The organism is Arthrobacter sp. TJ-236, from assembly GCF_058269235.1.
Genome location: NZ_JBZCNI010000002.1, coordinates 547,008 through 565,923 on the forward strand (window position 1 = coordinate 547,008; position 18,916 = coordinate 565,923).

General features: G+C 68.4%; 16 protein-coding genes. 7 read left to right on the forward strand and 9 right to left on the reverse strand.

Annotated elements, in window-relative coordinates; translation table 11 throughout:
* Positions 1-84 precede the first annotated feature (84 nt).
* On the forward strand, positions 85-1,497 hold the full coding sequence (locus tag AC4D16_RS11210) for an MFS transporter (protein ID WP_490955049.1): 1,413 nt from the start codon (positions 85-87) through the stop codon (positions 1,495-1,497).
* Between the two features lie 149 nt (positions 1,498-1,646).
* On the opposite strand, the gene AC4D16_RS11215 is transcribed toward AC4D16_RS11210, so the two are convergent.
* From AC4D16_RS11215 to AC4D16_RS11235, 5 genes are all read right to left on the reverse strand, one after another.
* Positions 1,647-3,506: an acetyl/propionyl/methylcrotonyl-CoA carboxylase subunit alpha gene (locus AC4D16_RS11215; RefSeq protein WP_490955050.1), complete on the reverse strand. Its 1,860-nt coding sequence runs from the start codon at positions 3,504-3,506 to the stop codon at positions 1,647-1,649.
* Positions 3,507-3,614: 108 nt separating this feature from the next.
* Positions 3,615-4,247 carry a Maf family protein gene (locus AC4D16_RS11220; RefSeq protein ID WP_490955051.1) on the reverse strand — a complete coding sequence of 211 codons (633 nt, stop codon included), beginning with the start codon at positions 4,245-4,247 and terminating at the stop codon, positions 3,615-3,617.
* Positions 4,248-4,341: 94 nt separating this feature from the next.
* Positions 4,342-4,902 carry an AMIN-like domain-containing (lipo)protein gene (locus AC4D16_RS11225; RefSeq protein WP_490955052.1) on the reverse strand — a complete coding sequence of 187 codons (561 nt, stop codon included), beginning with the start codon at positions 4,900-4,902 and terminating at the stop codon, positions 4,342-4,344.
* Between the two features lie 202 nt (positions 4,903-5,104).
* Complete coding sequence (locus AC4D16_RS11230) at positions 5,105-6,529, reverse strand: dicarboxylate/amino acid:cation symporter (protein ID WP_490955053.1); 1,425 nt, start codon at positions 6,527-6,529, stop codon at positions 5,105-5,107.
* 176 nt (positions 6,530-6,705) lie between these two features.
* A complete protein-coding gene (locus AC4D16_RS11235; RefSeq protein ID WP_490955054.1) occupies positions 6,706-8,415 on the reverse strand; it encodes a DUF885 domain-containing protein in 1,710 nt (569 codons plus the stop codon).
* Positions 8,416-8,755: 340 nt separating this feature from the next.
* Between AC4D16_RS11235 and AC4D16_RS11240 the strand changes: the two genes are divergently transcribed.
* Complete coding sequence (locus AC4D16_RS11240) at positions 8,756-9,433, forward strand: DUF6318 family protein (RefSeq protein WP_490955055.1); 678 nt, start codon at positions 8,756-8,758, stop codon at positions 9,431-9,433.
* Between the two features lie 446 nt (positions 9,434-9,879).
* The gene (locus AC4D16_RS11245; protein WP_490955056.1) at positions 9,880-10,389 is read left to right on the forward strand and encodes a hypothetical protein; all 510 of its coding nucleotides are present in this window, start codon (positions 9,880-9,882) and stop codon (positions 10,387-10,389) included.
* A 79-nt stretch (positions 10,390-10,468) separates the two neighbouring features.
* Here the strand turns inward: AC4D16_RS11245 and AC4D16_RS11250 are convergent, their stop codons facing one another.
* The 3 genes from AC4D16_RS11250 to AC4D16_RS11260 form a co-directional block, all read right to left on the reverse strand.
* Positions 10,469-11,851: an HNH endonuclease signature motif containing protein gene (locus AC4D16_RS11250; protein WP_490955057.1), complete on the reverse strand. Its 1,383-nt coding sequence runs from the start codon at positions 11,849-11,851 to the stop codon at positions 10,469-10,471.
* 383 nt (positions 11,852-12,234) lie between these two features.
* Positions 12,235-12,582 carry an acyl-CoA carboxylase subunit epsilon gene (locus AC4D16_RS11255; RefSeq protein WP_490955058.1) on the reverse strand — a complete coding sequence of 116 codons (348 nt, stop codon included), beginning with the start codon at positions 12,580-12,582 and terminating at the stop codon, positions 12,235-12,237.
* Between the two features lie 461 nt (positions 12,583-13,043).
* Entirely contained in the window at positions 13,044-14,627 is a 1,584-nt protein-coding gene (locus AC4D16_RS11260) for an acyl-CoA carboxylase subunit beta (RefSeq protein ID WP_490955194.1), read from the reverse strand.
* Between the two features lie 247 nt (positions 14,628-14,874).
* Here AC4D16_RS11260 and AC4D16_RS11265 point away from each other — a divergent pair, with 247 nt between their 5' ends.
* The gene (locus AC4D16_RS11265; protein ID WP_490950150.1) at positions 14,875-15,732 is read left to right on the forward strand and encodes an SDR family oxidoreductase; all 858 of its coding nucleotides are present in this window, start codon (positions 14,875-14,877) and stop codon (positions 15,730-15,732) included.
* Here the strand turns inward: AC4D16_RS11265 and AC4D16_RS11270 are convergent.
* Positions 15,681-15,896, reverse strand: coding sequence for a hypothetical protein (locus AC4D16_RS11270; protein ID WP_490955059.1), 216 nt, complete (start codon positions 15,894-15,896; stop codon positions 15,681-15,683). The two genes, AC4D16_RS11265 and AC4D16_RS11270, sit on opposite strands and share 52 nt — an antisense overlap.
* 48 nt (positions 15,897-15,944) lie before the next feature.
* Between AC4D16_RS11270 and AC4D16_RS11275 the strand changes: the two genes are divergently transcribed.
* Genes AC4D16_RS11275 through AC4D16_RS11285 form a run of 3 tightly spaced genes read left to right on the forward strand, consistent with a single transcriptional unit; the run spans position 15,945 to position 18,855 of the window.
* Positions 15,945-16,826 carry a biotin--[acetyl-CoA-carboxylase] ligase gene (locus AC4D16_RS11275; protein ID WP_490950148.1) on the forward strand — a complete coding sequence of 294 codons (882 nt, stop codon included), beginning with the start codon at positions 15,945-15,947 and terminating at the stop codon, positions 16,824-16,826.
* A 2-nt stretch (positions 16,827-16,828) separates the two neighbouring features.
* Positions 16,829-17,440 carry a PH domain-containing protein gene (locus tag AC4D16_RS11280; protein WP_490955060.1) on the forward strand — a complete coding sequence of 204 codons (612 nt, stop codon included), beginning with the start codon at positions 16,829-16,831 and terminating at the stop codon, positions 17,438-17,440.
* On the forward strand, positions 17,437-18,855 hold the full coding sequence (locus AC4D16_RS11285) for an adenylate/guanylate cyclase domain-containing protein (protein WP_490955061.1): 1,419 nt from the start codon (positions 17,437-17,439) through the stop codon (positions 18,853-18,855). Before AC4D16_RS11280 ends, AC4D16_RS11285 begins: the two co-directional genes overlap by 4 nt.
* Positions 18,856-18,916: the final 61 nt, after the last annotated feature.

Below are 18,916 nucleotides of genomic sequence, written 5' to 3' on the forward strand. Positions count from 1 at the left end.
CAGGATCGATCAGAAGCACCGGTCCCGGGACGGGCTGCGCCGCGAGGTGCCACGGCCCGGCGCCCACCCGAGAAAGCCGACGCCATGACCTCCTCCACCTCCGCTGGCACCAGCGGAACCACTGCGCCACTGAACTCCAGGGGTCGGGTGATCTTCGCCAGCCTCATCGGCACGACCATCGAGTTCTACGACTTCTACATCTATGCGACGGCCGCGGTCCTCGTCTTCCCGGCTCTCTTCTTCCCCAACCAGACCGAGGCGAACCAGCTGCTCAGCTCGTTCGCCGTCTTCGGCGTCGCCTTTGTGGCGCGGCCGCTGGGCTCCATCGTCTTCGGTCACTTCGGCGACAAGATCGGACGGAAGGCCACCCTCGTCGCGTCACTGCTGACCATGGGTGTGGCCACGTTCCTGATCGGCCTGCTGCCCGCGGCCACCACACCCGGCTGGGTGTTCCTCGCCCCGCTGCTGCTCGTGGTGCTCCGCTTCCTGCAGGGCCTCGCACTCGGCGGTGAATGGAGCGGTGCCGCGCTGCTGGCCACGGAGAACGCCCCCGAGGGCAAGCGCGCCATCTTCGGTACCTTCCCGCAGCTCGGCGCCCCGATCGGCTTCATCCTCGCGAACCTGCTGTTCGTGCTGCTCAGCACCACCTTGACGCCGGAGCAGTTCCTCGCCTGGGGCTGGCGCGTGCCGTTCCTCCTGAGCGCCGTCATGGTCATCATCGGGCTGTACGTGCGCCTCAAGCTGATCGAGAGCGCGTCCTTCCAGAAGGTCCAGAGCGAGGGCAAGGTCGTGAAGATGCCGCTCGGCACGACGTTCGCGCGTCACTGGCGGCGCCTCATCCTCGGCACCTTCATCATGTTCGCCATCTACGTGCTGTTCTACTTCATGACCGCCTTCACCCTGACCTACGGCACGGCGCCGTCGAGCGTGGAGCAGGCCCGCGAACGAGCCGCCAAGGCTGGCGGAACCTTCAGCCCCGCTCAGGAGGCAGCGTTCGTGCCGGGCCTCGGCTTCGATCGCCCCGACTTCCTGTGGATGTTGATCATCGGCGTGGTGTTCTTCGGTATCTTCACCGTCGTCTCCGGTCCACTGGCCGAGCGCTTCGGCCGCCGCAAGATGCTTCTCGCCACCACCGTCGGCATCGCAGTCTTCGGCTTGCTGTGGGCTCCGTTGTTCGGGGCCGGGACGGTCGGCGCGATGGCGCTGCTGATCATCGGCTTCACCCTCATGGGACTCACGTTCGGGCCGATGGCCGCCGTGCTGCCCGAGTTGTTCCCGGCGAACGTCCGCTACACGGGCTCCGCCGTCGCCTACAACGTCTCGAGCATGATCGGTGCCGCCCCGGCCTCGTTCATCGCCGTCGCCCTCTGGCAGCGCGCGGGTGGCAGCACCGTGCTCGTCGGCCTGTACCTGAGCGTCGCGGCCGTCGTGACGTTCGTCGCACTGTTCCTCTCCCGTGAGACGCGCGATCACGACTACGAGAACGACGTCGCCTGACGGCCTTCCCGGCCTGCTGACGACAGACGACGACGGCGCCGCCTCCTCACCGGGGGCGGCGCCGTCGTCGTCGGTGATGCGTGCTCATGGGTGAGCCATGCGGAGTGCAGCGAGGGCCCGTGGGCAGGAGGCAGCGGTGCCTGCCCTTGTCAGTCCTTGATGCTGGCGATGACCGATCCCGCGGAGACGGTGTCCCCGGCCGCCGCGGCGAGTCCCGTCACGGTGCCGCTCCGGTGCGCCGTGAGGGGCTGCTCCATCTTCATGGCTTCGAGCACCACCACGAGATCGCCCTCGGACACCACGTCACCGTCGGTGACGGCCACCTTCACGATGGTCCCCTGCATGGGTGAGGTGAGCTCGTCCCCGCTGACGGCGGCCTTGCCGGCCCTCGCCCGCGACGACTTCTTGGACTTGACCGGTGCGCCGGACTTGCCGTTGGATGCCGCTCCGAGACCGGAGGGCAGCACCACTTCGAGGCGACGCCCGCCCACCTCGACGGTCACCCGCTGTCGGGAGTCCTCCTCCGCGCCCGCCTCGGCAGGTCCCGACCACGGCTCGATGGTGTTGGCGAACTCGGTCTCGATCCACCGGGTGTGGACGGAGAACGGGCCGTCCGTCGGGGCGAACGCCGGGTCGACGACGACGGCCGCGTGGAAGGGGAGGACGGTGGGCATGCCCTCGACGACCATCTCACCGATGGCACGACGGGCCCGCTGCAGAGCCTGCTCGCGGGTGGCTCCGCTGACGATGAGCTTGGCGAGCATGGAGTCGAAGGTGCCCCCGATGACCTCGCCCGCCTCGATGCCGGAGTCCACCCGGACGCCGGGTCCGCTCGGCAGGGTCAGGGTCTGCACGGTTCCGGGTGCGGGCATGAAGCCCCGGCCGGCGTCCTCACCGTTGATCCGGAACTCGAAGGAGTGGCCGCGGACCACGGGGTCGCTGTACCCGAGGGCCTCGCCGCGGGCGATGCGGAACTGCTCGCGCACGAGGTCCAGGCCGGTGACCTCCTCGGAGACGGGGTGCTCCACCTGGAGGCGGGTGTTGACCTCGAGGAACGAGATGGTGCCGTCCTGGCCCACGAGGAACTCGCACGTGCCTGCACCCTGGTAGTCGGCTGCTGTGAGGATCGCCTTCGAGGACTCGTAGAGGCGCGTGTTCTGCTCGTCGGTGAGGAACGGCGCGGGAGCCTCCTCGACGAGCTTCTGGTTGCGGCGCTGCAGGGAGCAGTCGCGGGTGGAGACGACGACGACGTTGCCGTGCGCGTCGGCGAGGCACTGGGTCTCGACGTGGCGGGGGGCATCGAGGAAGCGCTCCACGAAGCATTCCCCGCGACCGAAGGCCGCCGTCGCCTCCCGGACCGCGGAGTCGAACAGCTCGGGGATCTCCTCGTGGTTGCGGACCACCTTGATGCCGCGCCCGCCACCACCGAAGGCCGCCTTGATCGCGAGGGGCAGCCCGAACTCGTCCGCGAAGTCGATGACCTCCTGGACGGAGGCCACGGGGTCCTTGGTGCCGGGGACCAGCGGGGCGCCGACCCGCTCGGCGATGTGGCGCGCCTGCACCTTGTCGCCCAGCTGCGAGATCGAGCTGGGTGACGGTCCGATCCAGGTGATGCCGGCGTCGATGACGCGCTGCGCGAACTCGGCGTTCTCGGACAGGAAGCCGTACCCGGGGTGGATCGCGTCCGCCCCGCTGCGGGCGGCCGCGTCGAGGATGCGCTCCATCACGAGGTAGGAGTCCGCGGCGGTCGAGCCACCGAGCGCGAACGCCTCGTCGGCCATGCGGACGTGGAGCGCCTCGCGGTCGGGCTCGGCGTAGACGGCCACCGATGCGATGCCTTCGTCGCGGGCCGCCCGGATGACCCGGACGGCGATCTCGCCGCGATTGGCCACGAGGACCTTCGTGATCGTCCTCCGCGTCCCGGCGGTGGTGGCCGTACCGGCGTCACCGGTGCCGTTCGCGCTGGGGTGGGCAGTGACCTCGGACGGGACGTGGGGGTGCTGACTCATGAGGCGTGTGGCTCCTTCTTCTCAGCTCGGAGCCTAGCCCGGTCTTGTGGCTTCCGCCCATGAATCGTGCTGAGAAGGAGTGTTGGCACCCCGTGTCTTGTAGGGAACCTACAAGGAGCCTCCATCCGGCCAGAACGCGGTCACGGACACCCCTGCCGCCTGTAGGAGGCCGCGGAGGGTGGCGATGCTCAGACCGACGACGGCGTGGGGGTCGCCGTCCACGCGGTCGATGAAGGCACCACCGAGCCCGTCGATGGTGAAGGATCCGGCGCACTGGAGAGGTTCGCCCGTGGCGACGTACGCGTGCACCTCGGCGTCGGTCATGTCCCCGAAGTGCACGGTCGCGGAGGACACCGCGCCGATCGTCGCGCCGGAACCGTCGTCGCGCGTGTCCACCAGCCAGTGCCCGGTGTGCAGGACGCCGGAGCGCCCGCGCATCCGGCTGATGCGTTCGATGGCGACGGCGGGCTCGTAGGGCTTGCCGTGCGCCTCGCCGTCGAACTCGAGCACGGAATCGCAGCCGATCACGAGGGACTCCTCGGCGGCGTCGAGCGAGGCGACCGCCTCGGCCTTCGCGCGCGCGAGGAGCAGTGCGGTGTCGTACGGGTCGAGCGGTCCGTAGGAGGCGGCGACGGCCGGCTCGTCGACCTCGGACACCAGGACATCGTGCCGGATGCCCGCCTCGCGGAGGAGCTTCGTGCGGGCGGGGGACTTCGACGCGAGGATCAGGCGGAGGGTCATGCTCATAGCGTAGGGCGGGCGGGTTGGAAGGTGATTGCGCGGAGTCACCCGCCAAGTCCCGGGGCGACGCTGCGCCGGGACCGGGCGGGAACCTTCACCAGCGGTGAGCGACGTCGATCACCACCCTGGAACCGGTACCCGGTCCGGGAAGGACCGTGACACGGACCGGAAGGCGCGCCCGCACGCCGAGTCCGAGCGTCGTCTGGCCCTCGTAGCTGCCCGCGAGGGCCACCTGGCGGAAGGTCGAGTAGCCTGCGACGTCCACGAGTTCCGCACGGTTTCCGGGCGAGTACGTGGCCCGACCTGCGGCGTCGTACGCGGGAGCGAGAACCGTGACCGAGAGCCGCGCTCCTCCCCGGAGCGGCACGGAGGCGCCGGAGCCCGGCTGGGTCACCTGGTCCACGTAGCCGACGCGGTACCCGGAGACGGGTCCGCGCGCGTCGATGACGAGTCGGTCGAAACAGGAGTGCCTGCCGGATCGGACGTCGGTGATGGGAGCGGAGGAGTAGGTGGGGGAGGCCTTGGCGGTGGAGCCCCACGTGATGCCGCAGGAGGCGGCGGATGCAGGCGGTGCCCCTGCGAGGCCGAGGCCTCCGGCGAGGGCGAGGGCGGCGAGTGTGGCGGGGACTTTCCCCGTCAGGTGCGGTCGATTCATGATGCACCACCTTGTCGAGCTGGAGAGGTGCGTCCATGATGCGCCCGCTCACTGGCGAAAGCGCCGGATGGGCGAGGAACGCCGCCGAATCGTTAACGACGACGGCGGCCCGCCCTGGGTGGGCGGGCCGCCGTGTCGATCAGCGGGGTCCGAACAGCGGAGTTCGATCAGCGCTGCTCGGTCAGCGAGTGACGGCGTCCGGTCAGCGGGTGACGGCGGTCGAGATGCCGTCGTTCGGGGCATCGGCGACGTCGTCGGATGCGGCGGTCTCGGAGACGCTGTCATCGGCGAAGGGGTCACCCGTGCGCTCGGCGTCGTACAGGTCGCGGTCCAGGATGCCTTCGCGCTTGGCGACGATCGTGGGGATGAGCGCCTGACCGGCCACGTTCACGGCCGTGCGGCCCATGTCGAGGATGGGATCGACGGCGAGCAGCAGGCCGACGCCCGCGAGGGGCAGCCCCAGGGTCGAGAGGGTGAGGGTCAGCATGACCACGGCGCCGGTGGTGCCGGCGGTCGCCGCCGAACCGAGCACGGACACCAGCGCGATCAGGAGGTACTGCGTGAGGGTCAGCTCGATCCCGAAGAACTGGGCGACGAAGATCGCGGCGATCGCCGGGTAGATCGCGGCGCAGCCGTCCATCTTCGTCGTCGCGCCCAGCGGCACGGCGAACGAGGCGTAGCCGCGGGGAACACCGAGGTTCCGCTCGGTGACGCGCTGCGTGAGGGGGAGCGTGCCCACCGAGGAGCGCGAGACGAAAGCGAGCTGGATGGCGGGCCACGCGCCGGAGAAGTACTGCCGGACGGACAGGCCGTGCGCCTTGATGAGCACCGGGTAGACGGCGAACAGCACGAGCGCGAGGCCCACGTAGATGGCCAGCGTGAACTTGCCCAGCGATCCGATGGTGTCCCACCCGTACACCGCGACGGCGTTGCCGATGAGGCCGATGGTGCCGATGGGCGCGATCCGGATGATCCACCAGAGCACCTTCTGGATGACGGCCAGCGCGGAGGCGTTGAAGGTCAGGAACGGCTCGGCCTGCTTGCCGACCTTGAGCGCCGCGATGCCGACGGCGACGGCGACGACGAGGACCTGCAGCACGTTGAAGTTCAGGGCCGTCGTGACGGCGCCCGACTCGGCGACGTTCGAGGAGGCCTGGAGGCCGAGGAAGTTCGCGGGGATCAGCCCGGTGAGGAAGGCCCACCAGCTGCCCGTGCTTCCGGTGTACTCGGCGGGCTCGGTGGCTTCGGTGCCGGCGCCGGGCTGGAGGATGACACCGAGCGCGATACCGATCACCACGGAGATCAGGGCCGTGATCGCGAACCAGAGAAGCGTCTGGCCGGCGAGGCGTGCGGCGTTGTTGACCGCGCGGAGGTTGGCGATGGAGCTGACGACGGCCGTGAAGATGAGGGGCACGACGGCGGCGCGCAGCAGGGCGACGTAGCTCGAGCCGATGGTGGCGAGCGTCGTGCCGAGGGGCGTGGGTGTCTCGCTGGTGTGGCCGGTGTCCTTGGCCAGCAATCCGAGGCCGAGCCCGACGACGAGGGCGGCGATGATCTGGGGGCCGAACGAGGTCGCCCAGCGGGGCAGCCTCCGGCGGGAGGTGGGGGAGGTCGTTTCAGTAGGCACGGCCGAAACACTAGGGGCCAGCCCTTACACGAGCGAAGCCCGAGTTGCGAAATGTTACGTCGGCACCGACCGCCGTCGTCGTCGCGGTCGACGTCCGTCCGCGCACTTCCGCGTCATTCCGGGCCGCGGCGGGCGGGTCGGGAAGTATTCCCGCCCCGCCCGTGACGAATGTCTACTCAGCCGGTGTGGCCCGTGAGCGCACGCCGCAGCGTGTCGAGGCCCACCGAGCCCAGGTTGAGGGAGCGCGTGTGGAAGGCGCGGAGGTCGAAGGCGTCGCCCTCCGACGCACGAACCTCGTCGCGGATCTGCTCCCAGAGCCGCTGGCCGATCTTGTAGGACGGCGCCTGTCCGGGCCAGCCGAGGTAGCGCGTGAACTCGAAGTTCAGCTGCCCCTCGCTAATGGCGATGTTGCGCTTCAGGAACTCGTACCCCTTGTCTGGCGTCCAGGTCCCCTCGCCCCAACGCTCCGGGACGTTGAGCTCGAGGTGCACGCCGATGTCGAAGACCACGCGGGCGGCACGCATGCGCTGGGCGTCGAGCATGCCGAGGCGGTCGCCCGGATCCGCGAGGAAACCGAGCTCCTCCATGAGCCGCTCGGCGTACAGGGCCCAGCCCTCGCCCTGGCCCGAGACCCAGATGGCATTGCGACGCCAGGGGTTCAGGAGGGCGCGCTGGTAGGTGGCGGTCGCGATCTGCAAGTGGTGACCGGGAACGCCCTCGTGGTAGACCGTCGTCGTCTCCTTCCACGTGGTGAAGGAGTCCTCGCCCTCGGGCACGGACCACCACATGCGGCCCGGGCGGGAGAAGTCGTCGCTGGGTCCGGTGTAGTAGATGCCGCCCTCGTTGGTCGGGGCGATCTTGCATTCGAGCCTGCGCATGATGTCGGGGATGTCGAAGTGGACGCCGGCCATGGCGTCCACGGCCTTGTCCGAGAGTTCCTGCATCCACGCCTGCAATGCATTCGTGCCCTGGAGCTGGCGGGCGGGGTCCTCGTCGAGGAGGCGCATGGCCTCCTCGATGCTCGCGCCCTCGCGGATCTCGTTCGCCACGGCCTCCTGTTCGGCGATCACGCGGTCGAGCTCCTCGACGCCCCACTGGTAGGTCTCCTCGAGATCAACGGCGGACCCGAGGAAGCGTCGCGACATCAGCGCGTAGTGCTCACGGCCGACGGCGTCCTTCTCCGGAGCGGTGGACATGAGGTCGTCCTGCAGGAAGGCGGCGAGGTGCCGGTAGGCGGTCCGCGCGGCGTCCGCACCCGCCCTGAGGTCGGCGCGTAGCGACTCCGACAGGTCTCCGTCGTCCGCGCTGGTGGTGGCGCCCAGGGTGTCGAAGAAGCCGCCGTCCTCCGCGTATTTCGTGGACTGTTCCACCACGATGGCGACCTGCCGGCGGGCGGCGACCAGACCGCGCTCGCGCCCGGCCCGGAGGGAGGAGATGTACCCGTCGATGGCTGCGGGGATGTTCGCCATCCGGCCAGCGATGTGCGTCCAGTCGGTTGCGGTCGCAGTGGGCATGAGGTCGAAGATGGCGCGGATGCTCTGTGCAGGGCACGCGATGTTGTTGAGTTCGGAGTAGTCGAGCCCGGCGTCGTGGATCTCGAGTTCGAGGCCCAGGCGTTCGCGCATCGCGTCGAGGGTCACGGCGTCGACGTCGTCGGTCGGTTCGAGGTCCTCGAGCCGCTGCAGCGTCTCGCGGGTCGCTTCGGCGAGTGCCTCCAGTCCGGCAGGGGAGTAGTCCTGGTATTCCGTCTCGTGGCCGGGGATGCCCAGTTCGGTCGCGAAGTTCGGCATCAACTCCAGCAGGGTCTCGTAGTAGGAGGTGGCGACGGCGTCGATCGCTGTGGATGCGCGGGTGGGCTGCTCGGTGTCATCAGTGGTGTAAGTCACGGGGGAAGCCTATCGCCGGACCGTTGCCGCGAGCCATCATGTGGGTCGGCTGTGGTGTGAGCGCTCTCGACCGCTGGTCCTTATTGCCGGCTCTTCGGCGGCTGCTTCTCGTCTTCTCGTCGCTTCGTTCTCGTGTCCCGTCCGGGCCTGTTTTCCTCCTTTGATCCCACGTTTAGTTCGACGGCTAACGAGCTCTCAGGCTCTCGGCGGGCTCCCGACGGTCGCTCGACGGCGGCGGACTTCGCGTGCGCAATGGCCTGTGGACAACCGGGACCGGATCAGGTGCTTCGGGCTATGCTGAGGGCGATTTCGGGTGGCCGGTCACGAGTGGGGGAGTTGTATGTCGTTCGCGTTCTCGATGGTGCGTCGCCGGTTCGGTCCGGTGGTGGCCGGTAGTGCTGTGGTGTTGATGGCGTTGACCGGCTGCCAGGGCTCTGACGATCCTTCCGCCACCGAGACGTCGGATGCTCCGTCGCAGTCTGCCTCAGCGTCCGCTGCCGCTTCCGGGTCAGCAACTCCAACTGCGGCGTCGACGCCCGAGCCGTCTCCTGCTTCGTCCTTGGGCCCAGCCGCCAACATCCCTGTTCCCGTGAAGCCCGCGCTCGCGGACGAGAACACCGCCGAGGGGCTGGAGGCGTTCACCGAATACTGGTTCGAACTCTTCTCCTATGGTTACGAGACCAATGACTGGGCTCCGTTTGACGCTGTTACAGATCCAGACTGTGCCACTTGCGCGAATGTAAAGACGGCAGTGAGCCAAATATACAAAGATGGCGGTTGGGTTGAAGGAGCAGAGTCGATGGTGACCGCCTTTCGACCTGACTTCCGCGTGAATACTCAAGGGTCTGTCGGTTCTCTTGTTGAGGTGGCTCAAGGTGCATCTAGGACCTACTCGAACACGGGCGCTTTGCTGACCGATGAACCAGATGAAGAACCAGTTTTCAATGCAATCTTCTCGGTGTACGAAAATGGCAGATGGATCATGCTCGACTTCGGTGCCCCGGAAGGAACGCAGTAATGCAACGCCTTCGTTCATATGCCTGCGTACTTCTTACCACCTCACTGTTAGCAATTGGAGCCACGCAAGCATTGGCTGAGGGGGCAGGTATTCGCTTTTCGGGAAATACAGCTGAAGCCTCAAATACAACTGCGGGTCGTCAGCCAGTTGATGCCGACCAAGCCTTGACCGCTATTCCGAATGATTCTGATCCGGTGCCACTTCCTCAGGATGATGGCATTTCGTACCGGTATGAGCGGGCGTGTGTTGCTGACGCGGGTGATGCGCTGGATCCTGGTCAGTGTCCTCGGGTGGATGCGCGGTGTGATGCGGAGCCGGGTGGGGTGGTGGTGAATTGGATTGAGGTGAACAGCAATGTTCAGCCGACGTCGGAGACTCCGACGGGTCGGTCGTCGTGTATGTATCCGAATCAGCCGCCGGAGCCTCCGGTGGAGGGTGAGGTCGCCGTGGAGGATCTGCCGGTTGTGTTGACTCTTGAGGAGTTCCAGAAGCAGCCGGTGCTGGCGGCGACGATCGTGTCTGAGCCGTCGAATTTCGGGTTGCGGAACGCGCATTCGAATGTGTTCGCGCAGGCTGTGGAGCAGGAGTTCACGTTCGAGTTCCAGGACGCGACGATCGTGTTGAAGGCCCGCCCGGTGTCGTTCGTGTGGGGGTACGGGGACGGGTCGGGTGCGACGACGTCGACGCCGGGTGGCCCTGTTCCGGAGGGTGCGTTCGATACGCAGACGGCGACGAGTCATCAGTGGTCGGAGACCGGTGATTACGAGGTGACGTTGACGACGTTCTTCGCGGGGGATTACTCGGTGGACGGGGGTCCGTTCCAGCCGGTCGCGGGGGAAGCGGCGGTGGTCTCGGAGCCTCATGTGATGAGTATCTGGCGGACCGAGGGTCATAGCGTGAGTGAGAACTGCATCGAGAACCCGACCGGTATCGGCTGCGAACCACCCACCCGCTGACCGCGCCCACCGGACTGGTGGTTGGCCGGTAGGCCACCATCAAGCCCCAGTTCACGCGCAGTGACGACCGGATAGCGAGTCAGTCGGTTCGTGGTTCCAGGGCGCTGGCGTAGGTTGCTCCGCCGGGGGAGGTGGCGGTGAGTGTTCCGTTGGGGTGGTGTTGGTAGTGCCATATGCCTTCGGTTTTGAGCATGTGGTGTTTGCGGCATAGATGCGCGAGGTTGTCGTGGGAGGTGTTGCCGGCGTGGGACCAGGGTGTGGTGTGGTCGAGTTCGCAGCGTGAGGCGGCGACGGAGCATCCGGGGTGTCGGCAGGTTCGGTCGCGGACGCGCAGCCACCTTCTCAGGTCGGAGGGGACGGCGTAGGTGGTGCGGCCGACGCTGAGGACGGTGCCTGTCTCGGGGTGGGTGAGTAGCCGGGTGAAGGACGGTGCGTGAGCGGCGAGCCGGCGGGCGATTTCCGCGGGGATGGGTCCGTAGCCTTCAAGGTCCGCTGGTGCGTCATCGACGCCGAGCAGGGTGAGCACGGGAACAGTGACGTTGATATGCGCGCGGACCGAGGGCCGGTTGGAGGCCTGTCCAGCCGGATGCCCAGCCGGATGCCCGACCGGATGCCCGACCGGATGCCCACCCGGCTGCCCGACCTGTTGTCCGACCTGGTGCTGCCCGACCTGTTGTCCGATCTCCTGGTTTGGGAGCTGCGTGTCGGTGAGTTGGGCGTCCGTGAGGTGGGTGTGTTGGGCGTGGTGGGCGTCGGTGAGTAGGAGGTCTGTGAGGACGTCCGTGCGTAGCTGCGCCAGGTCCCGGTGCTCCTGTGGGCTCTGGAGGGCGCGGGCGGCGTGGGTGAGGCGAGCGTCGATGGCGGTGGCGTTGGTGGCGTCGAGGAGGATGTGGAGCCAGGCCATGGCGTCGTCGGCGGGTTCGAGGGTGACCCGTCGCTCGAGGGTTGCGGTGCGGGCTCGTTCTTCGAGGGTGACGGGATGCAGGTCGGCTCTGAGTTTCCGGGCGCGGTAGGCCATGCGAGGCGCGGTCGTGTCGGCGGCGATGGGGAGGAGTTGTTCTTCGAGCAGGTGGGAGGTGGCCTCGGGTAGGCCTGCGTATTCGTGCACGAGGGCTGTTGCGTGTGACCAGGAGATGACGCCTTGTCGGAGGGCGTCGAGGGTTTTGGGGTGATGGTTGACCAGGACCGCTGCGTGTTGCACGAGGCGGTGGGCGGAGCGTTCAGGAATGCGCAGCAGGCCCGCGATCTCGGTTGCGGTGACGGTGTCGGCGAAGTTGGTGCGTGTCCGCCCGGAGCGGGGTCGGGGCAGGTGGCCGCGGTTGATCAGTCGGTTCTCGAACAATTCACGCAGTTGCTCGGTGTTCGTCGCGATCTCGGACTCGATACGGGCTTTCTCGGAATTCAGTGCCCTGATGCGGTCAGCGATGAGTTCATACTCATCGACTTCCGGGACGCTGTTCATACAATGATTCTCCCCGACACCACTGACATTCTAGGGAGTCGAAAATTCCCAGGCGGCACCACGAGAGAGGCTCGTAGCATTCGAGCTGAGCAAATGACTCGCGACGGTATCTGCGGCCACAGGACGTATTCGTGCGTCACACTCAAACCGGCGCTGCGTGTGTATTCAGGCATAGAGGGATACGGCGAAATCAGCGATTATGTGCGAAGGAGAATGAAGGCGCTGACCGTGTTGGAGTGGAGATGGTTTCTCTACGCGCACGACGACGTCCATCACCCAGGGTCTGCTGCATCACGCGCGCTACTGTGTTCTGCGCCTGCCGGGCGCCCCGCCCTGGCCGGTCTTCCGTCGAAGCAACGTGTCCTGAAAAGCCGGAGCGCTGGTCAGCGCGAGCTGCGACGCCAGGATCCCGGGCCGGGTGTCGGGCCGAGTCGGAGAAGGGCACGCCGCACCCAGGACCGCGCCTGACCGGCGGAGTCGTCCTCGGCGGCTTCCGCCTGAAGCGCGACGACGACGGCGGTGAGTGCCGCCAGTTCCTCGTCGGTGGGCCGACCGGACACCACGGTGAGGATCGGAGCGTCGGATTCGCCGTCAGCCAATGCAGCTTCGTAGCCAGCGGCGGCATGATGATCGGCACCGGGAGCCGCCCCGGCCTTGCCGGATCTCCCGGCGCTCCCACCGCCGGCGGCGCCGGACAGTCCCCCCGAGAGCCCGGACACTGCGGCGTTCACGCCACCCACAACTCCTGCCACACCGCCGGTCACGCCCCTCACTACTTCGGATACTCCGGCGCCTACGCCGCTCAACACGCCGGACACGCCGCGGGTTTTGCCGTCAGTAGTCGCGGATGCCGCGGTGCTTGCTCCGCCCGAGACGCCCGATGCCCCGCCGGTTTTGCCGTCAGTAGTCGCGGATGCCGCGGTGCTTGCTCCGCCCGAGACGCCGGCAACCCTGCCGGTCTTGCCGTCAGCAGCCGTGGACACCCCGCCGCTTGCTCCGCCCGAGACGCCCGATGCCCCGCGGGTTTTGCCATCAGCAGCCGTTGACACTCCGCCGCTCGCTCCGCCCGCGACGCCGGACACCCCGCCGGTCTTGCCGCCAGCACCCTCGGATGCGCCGGTACTCGAGTCATCCCCGGGGCTGGACGTGCCGCCATCCTCGGACGCGGCAGCAACCTCACGAGGAACGCCACTCACAGCGGGATGTTCCCGTGCTTCTTGACCGGGTTCGTGGCCCGCTTGTCCCGCAGGGCGCGCAGCCCGCGGACGATCTGCAGACGTGTGTCGGACGGCGCGATCACGGCGTCCACGTACCCGAGCTCAGCCGCCTGGTACGGGTTCAGCAACTCCTCCTCGTACTGCTGCACCACCTCGGCGCGCGCCCCCTCGACGTCCCCGCCGGCGTCGGACACGGCCTTGAGCTGCCCGCGATACAGGATATTGACGGCGCCCTGGGCACCCATCACGCCGATCTGCGCTGTGGGCCACGCGAGGTTGAGGTCCGCGCCGAGCTTCTTGGACCCCATCACGATGTACGCGCCGCCGTAGGCCTTGCGGGTGATGACCGTGAGCTTGGGCACCGTGGCCTCGGCGTAGGCGTACAGCAGCTTCGCGCCGCGGCGGATGATGCCCTGGAACTCCTGGTCCTTGCCCGGCAGGAAGCCGGGCACGTCCACGAGGGTGAGGATCGGGATGTTGAAGGCGTCGCAGTGCCGCACGAAGCGCGCGGCCTTCTCGGACGCACTGATGTCCAGCGTCCCGGCGAACTGCAGCGGCTGGTTGGCCACGATCCCGATGGTGTGGCCCTCCACGCGGGCGTACCCGGTGACGACGTTCGGCGCGTACAGCGCCTGCATCTCGAGGAAGTGGCTGTCGTCCACGATGGCGTCGATCACCGCGTGCATGTCGTACGGCTGGCTCGCGGCGTCGGGAATGAGGACGTCGAGCGCGAGGTCGTCGTCGTTCAGCGAAAGCTCCTCGACGAACTCGGTGAGGGGCGCCTCCGCAAGGTTGTTCGAGGGCAGGAAGTCGAGGAGTTCACGGACGAAACCGACGGCGTCGGCCTCATCGGTGGCAAGGTAGGCCGAGGTGCCGGTGGTCGTGTTGTGCTGGCGTGCGCCTCCCAGGGTCTCCATGTCGACGTCCTCGCCCGTGACGGTCTTGATGACGTCCGGGCCGGTGATGAACATGTGCGAGGTCTTGTCCACCATCACCACGAAGTCCGTCAGCGCGGGGGAGTAAGCGGCGCCGCCCGCGCAGGGGCCCATGATGAGGGAGATCTGCGGGATCACGCCCGAGGCGTGCACGTTGTTCCGGAAGATGTCCGCGAACATCGCGAGCGACGCGACGCCCTCCTGGATGCGCGCACCGCCGCCGTCGTTGATGCCCACCACGGGGCACCCGTTCCGCAACGCGAACTCCTGCACCTTGACGATCTTCTCGCCGTTGACCTGGCTCAGCGATCCGCCGTAGACGGTGAAGTCCTGGCTGTAGATGGCGATCAGCCGGCCGTCGACCGTCGCGTACCCGGAGACGACGCCGTCGCCCAGGGGTTTCTTCTTCTCCATGCCGAAGGCGGTGGAGCGGTGCACCGCGAGGGCGTCGAACTCGACGAACGAGTCCTCGTCCACGAGCATGTCGATGCGCTCGCGCGCCGTGTTCTTGCCGCGCGCGTGCTGCTTCTCGACGGCCTCAGGACCCGAGGGCTGCTCCGAGAGCGCCTGGCGCCTCCGGAAGTCGGCGAGCTTCCCGGCCGTCGTGGTGAGGCTGGTCTGCAGATCCTGGTGCATCGATACTCCGGTCGGCGGGGAACGGGGACGCACGCTCGGCCCGAAGGACCTGACTGGAGGTTTCCGACAACGAACGGCGCAATTCCCCCAGTCTAGTGAGCGCCCTCCGGCATGCGGTTGTAGAGGCCCTACAGTTTCCCCCGCAGCGACTTGGCCGACCACAGGATGTTACCGACCGGTAACCACCGGTGCGTCGCACGGCGCCACGCCGTCGACCGCTGTCTACGCTGAGGGCATGACTGAACGTACCGAAGACCACGCCGCAGCGTCCGGAACGCTTGCGGGCCGCACCATGATCATGTCCGGCGGCAGCCGGGGGATCGGTCTGGCGATAGCACTCAGGGCGGCGCGCGACGGCGCGAACGTCGCGCTGATGGCCAAGACGGGCGAGCCGCACCCCAAGCTCGAGGGCACGGTATTCACCGCGGCTGAGCAGATCGAGGCGGCAGGCGGCCGCGCCCTCCCGATCGTCGGCGACGTCCGGAACGACGACGACGTCCGCGGCGCGGTCGAGGCGACCGCCGCCGCGTTCGGGGGTATCGACATCGTGGTGAACAACGCCTCCGCGATCGACCTGTCGAAGACGCCGGACGTGGACATGAAGCGCTACGACCTCATGGCGGACATCAACGTGCGCGGCACCTTCATGCTGAGCAAGTTCGCGCTCGAGGCACTGCAGCGCTCCTCGAACCCGCACATTCTCACGCTCTCGCCGCCGCTCAACCTCGAGCCCCGGTGGGCCGGCGTGCACCTCGCCTACACCATGGCGAAGTACGGCATGAGCCTCACCACCCTGGGCCTCGCCGAGGAACTGAAGGAGGAGGGCGTAGCGGTGAACTCGCTCTGGCCCGCCACGTTGATCGACACCGCCGCCATCCGCAACATGCCGGGCGGCAGCCGCATGGTGCAGGCCGCGAGGAAGGCCGACATCGTGGCCGACGCCGCGCACGCCGTGCTCGTGCGGCCCTCGAGGAGCTGCACGGGCAACTTCTACACCGATGAGCAGGTGCTGAGGGAGGAGGGCATCACCGACCTCACGCCCTACAGCCTGGGCGCCCCCGAGGACCAGCTCGTCCCCGACATCTTCCTCTGAGCGATTAGACCGACGAGACCGACGAGACCGACGAGACCGACGAGACCGGCGAGACCGGCGAGACCGGCGAGACCGGCGAGACCGGCGAGACCGGCGAGACCGACGGGACCGGCGAGATCGACGAGACCGGCCTCTCCTCCGGCCGCCGCGGCGAACGAGGTCAAGCGAACGCGGTCAGGAGTCAGGCGCGCGTGCCGGATAGGATCGGGAGCATGTCCTCCCGCTACTCCAATCTCGAGCGCCCCGGCCTCGATCTGGGTGCCCTGAGGACCGCGCTCTGCATGCCCTCCGGCCCGTTCCCGCGACTCGACGTGCTGCCACGGACCGGCTCCACCAACACGGACCTCGCCGGGCACGCCGTCGAGGAACCCGCCGGATGGCCGGACCTCAGCGTGCTCGCCACCGAGGACCAGACGGCAGGCCGTGGGCGGCTGGAACGGGTGTGGGTGGCACCGGAACGGTCCTCCCTCTTCGTCAGCGTGCTGCTGCGGCCCTTCAACCGGCAGGGCCGACCGCTGCCCACCACCTCCTACTCGTGGTTCACGCTCCTCGCAGCCCTTGCGCTCGCGGAGAGCATCGAGGAGCGCACGGAGATAGCGCCCCAGCTGAAGTGGCCGAACGACATCACGGTGGACGGGCGGAAGCTCGCCGGTGTGCTCGGCCAGTTCGTGCCCGGACCGGGCGCCGAACCGCCCGCCGTCGTCGTCGGGGTGGGCCTGAACGTCAGCCTCACCGACGCCGAGCTCCCCGTGCGGACGGCCACGAGCCTGCTGCTCGAGTACGCAGGCACCACCGATCGCAACATCCTCCTCAAATCCTTCCTGCGGACCTTCGCGGATCACTACCGCGCATTCTGCGACGTCGACGGCGATGCCTCCGCTCCCTGGGCCGCGGGGCTCTCCCTCCACGAGCGCGTCGCCGCCCGGACGGCGACGCTCGGGCAGGACGTGCGGGCCGAGCTGCCCGGAGGCGCGGCGCTGAGCGGACGTGCCCTCGCCCTGGATCCCAGCGGCGCCCTGATCGTGCGCGACGACGACGGCGAACGGCACACCGTCACCGCCGGGGACGTCGTGCACCTCCGCCCGCAGGCGTAGCGGTGCGCATCAGGCTCCTGCCGGGGGAGCGCGTGCTGGTGCGGACGCGCCCCAATCCGCTGCCGCTGGTCCTGCCGCTCGCCCTCGGTTTCGTGCTCCTCGCCGTCGGTGCCTTCGGCCTCGGCTACCTCGTGCACCGCGAACTGCCCGGCGACCTCACCGATTGGCAGCCGGTGTTCGTCGTCGCGGTGGCCGTCGCCGTCGTCCTTCTCCTGCTCCGCGTCCTCGTGGTCCCGCTCCTGCGCTGGGCCGGCAACCGCTACGTCCTCACGAGCATGCGGATCATCCACCGGCGCGGGGCCACGAAGCGCACCGAACACCAGCTCAACCTCGCCGCGATCAACCAGCTGCAGACGGAGCAGAGGCTCGTGCAGCGCCTCGTCGGCAGCGGGACCCTGATCGTGGACCTCGGCTACGACCGCGCCCACCGGTACTGTGACGTCCCGCAGATTGCAACGTTCAGGGAATTCGTGGTGCAGGCCATCGGTGAACTGCCGCTGACCCGCATGTTCGATGGTGTAGACATGGAAACAGACCCGCAGTACGCCCGGGGCGGGGCGTCCAGGACGCGGCAGGAGTGGATGCAGCAGGAATGGAGGGGCGAGCGACCGTGACAGTCGATGACCGCCACGACGCGGGCCGGCCCGCCACCGAGGAGGACGCCCCACGTCCAGAGGATGCGGACACGGACACGCACGCCGGCGCCCACCCCAGCGGCGACACCGCCGCTGACACCCCTGCTGACGCCGGCGCCCACCCCAGCGGCGACACCGCTGCTGACACCCCCGCTGACAGTGACACGGACACCGATCCGACCGACGACGCACTCGCGGGAGCGCTGAGCGCCGCAGCCGACGACGACGCCCCCGACGCCGCCGCGTCCACGGCATCGAAGGCGGTCTGGCAGCTCCAGCCCGACATGGCGACGGGCGTGCCGTCGCACCAGCGCCACGGCTCCACCGACGCGGACGACGACGCGCGGCCCATCGAGATCGACCGGGAGACCATCCGGCGCCTCGAGCGTGAACTCCTCGGAGCCGAACGGACCCTGAAGCGCCGCGACATCGCCGCGGGCGCCGGGGTGTCCCTCCTCTCGGCGCGGAAGCTCTGGCGCGCCATGGGTTTCCCCAACATCGGCGACGACGACATCGCGTTCACCGAGAAGGACCTCGGCGCACTCATCACGATCATCGACATGGTGCGCCGCGAACAGCTCACCGAGGATGCCGCCATCTCGATCACGCGCGCCGTCGGCCAGATGACCGACCGCATGGTGGTGTGGCAGATCGAGGCGATCGTCGAGGAGATGGTGGCGCAGCGTGGGCTCGCGGACGCCGAGGCGCGGAAGACCCTCGTGTCCGAACTCCCCGACCTGATCGATCCGCTCGAGAAGACCCTGGTCTACGCGTGGCGCCGGCAGATGAACGCCGCCGTGCAGCGCCTGGCCCTGCGCGCGGAATCGGGGCTCCGCTCCAGCGAGGCCGGGCGCGACGGCGACGAGCAGGACGCCCCGCTACCGCTCGCCCGCGCCGTCGGGTTCGCGGACCTCGTCTCCTACACGAGCCTCTCCCGGCAGATGAACGAGCGCACCCTGGCACAGCTCGTCCAGCGGTTCGAGAACAAGAGCGCCGAGATCATCTCGGTCGGCGGCGGCCGCCTCGTCAAGACCATCGGCGACGAGGTGCTGTACATCGCGGAGTCGCCCGAGGCCGGCGCGGAGATCTCCCTCGCGCTCGCGAAGGCCTTCACGGAGGACGAGTTCCTGCCCTCCGCGCGTTGCTCCCTGGTCTGGGGCCGCGTGCTCTCCCGGCTCGGCGACATCTACGGGCCCACCGTGAACCTCGCCGCACGCCTCACCGCTCTCGCCGATCCGGGGGAGGTCCTCGTGGACTCGATCACCGCGGCGACCCTCGGACAGAACGAGAAGTTCGTCCTCACCCCGCACGAACCGCGGCAGGTCCGCGGCTTCGGGGAGGTCCAGCCCGTCACGCTGGCCCGCGGGACCGGCAGCGGCCTCGTCCTCGACTGACACGTCCGTGCCTGCGCCCTGACGACGGCGTGGCACCCGGCCGCCAGGCAGCCGCGGGATG

Coding starts and splice junctions, on each gene's coding strand:
- AC4D16_RS11215 (WP_490955050.1), bottom strand. CDS start 3,506: ATGAGTCAGCACCCCCACGTCCCGTCCGAGGTCACTGCCCACCCCAGC.
- AC4D16_RS11225 (WP_490955052.1), bottom strand. CDS start 4,902: ATGAATCGACCGCACCTGACGGGGAAAGTCCCCGCCACACTCGCCGCC.
- AC4D16_RS11220 (WP_490955051.1), bottom strand. CDS start 4,247: ATGACCCTCCGCCTGATCCTCGCGTCGAAGTCCCCCGCCCGCACGAAG.
- AC4D16_RS11250 (WP_490955057.1), bottom strand. CDS start 11,851: ATGAACAGCGTCCCGGAAGTCGATGAGTATGAACTCATCGCTGACCGC.
- AC4D16_RS11265 (WP_490950150.1), top strand. CDS start 14,875: ATGACTGAACGTACCGAAGACCACGCCGCAGCGTCCGGAACGCTTGCG.
- AC4D16_RS11240 (WP_490955055.1), top strand. CDS start 8,756: ATGTCGTTCGCGTTCTCGATGGTGCGTCGCCGGTTCGGTCCGGTGGTG.
- AC4D16_RS11210 (WP_490955049.1), top strand. CDS start 85: ATGACCTCCTCCACCTCCGCTGGCACCAGCGGAACCACTGCGCCACTG.
- AC4D16_RS11275 (WP_490950148.1), top strand. CDS start 15,945: ATGTCCTCCCGCTACTCCAATCTCGAGCGCCCCGGCCTCGATCTGGGT.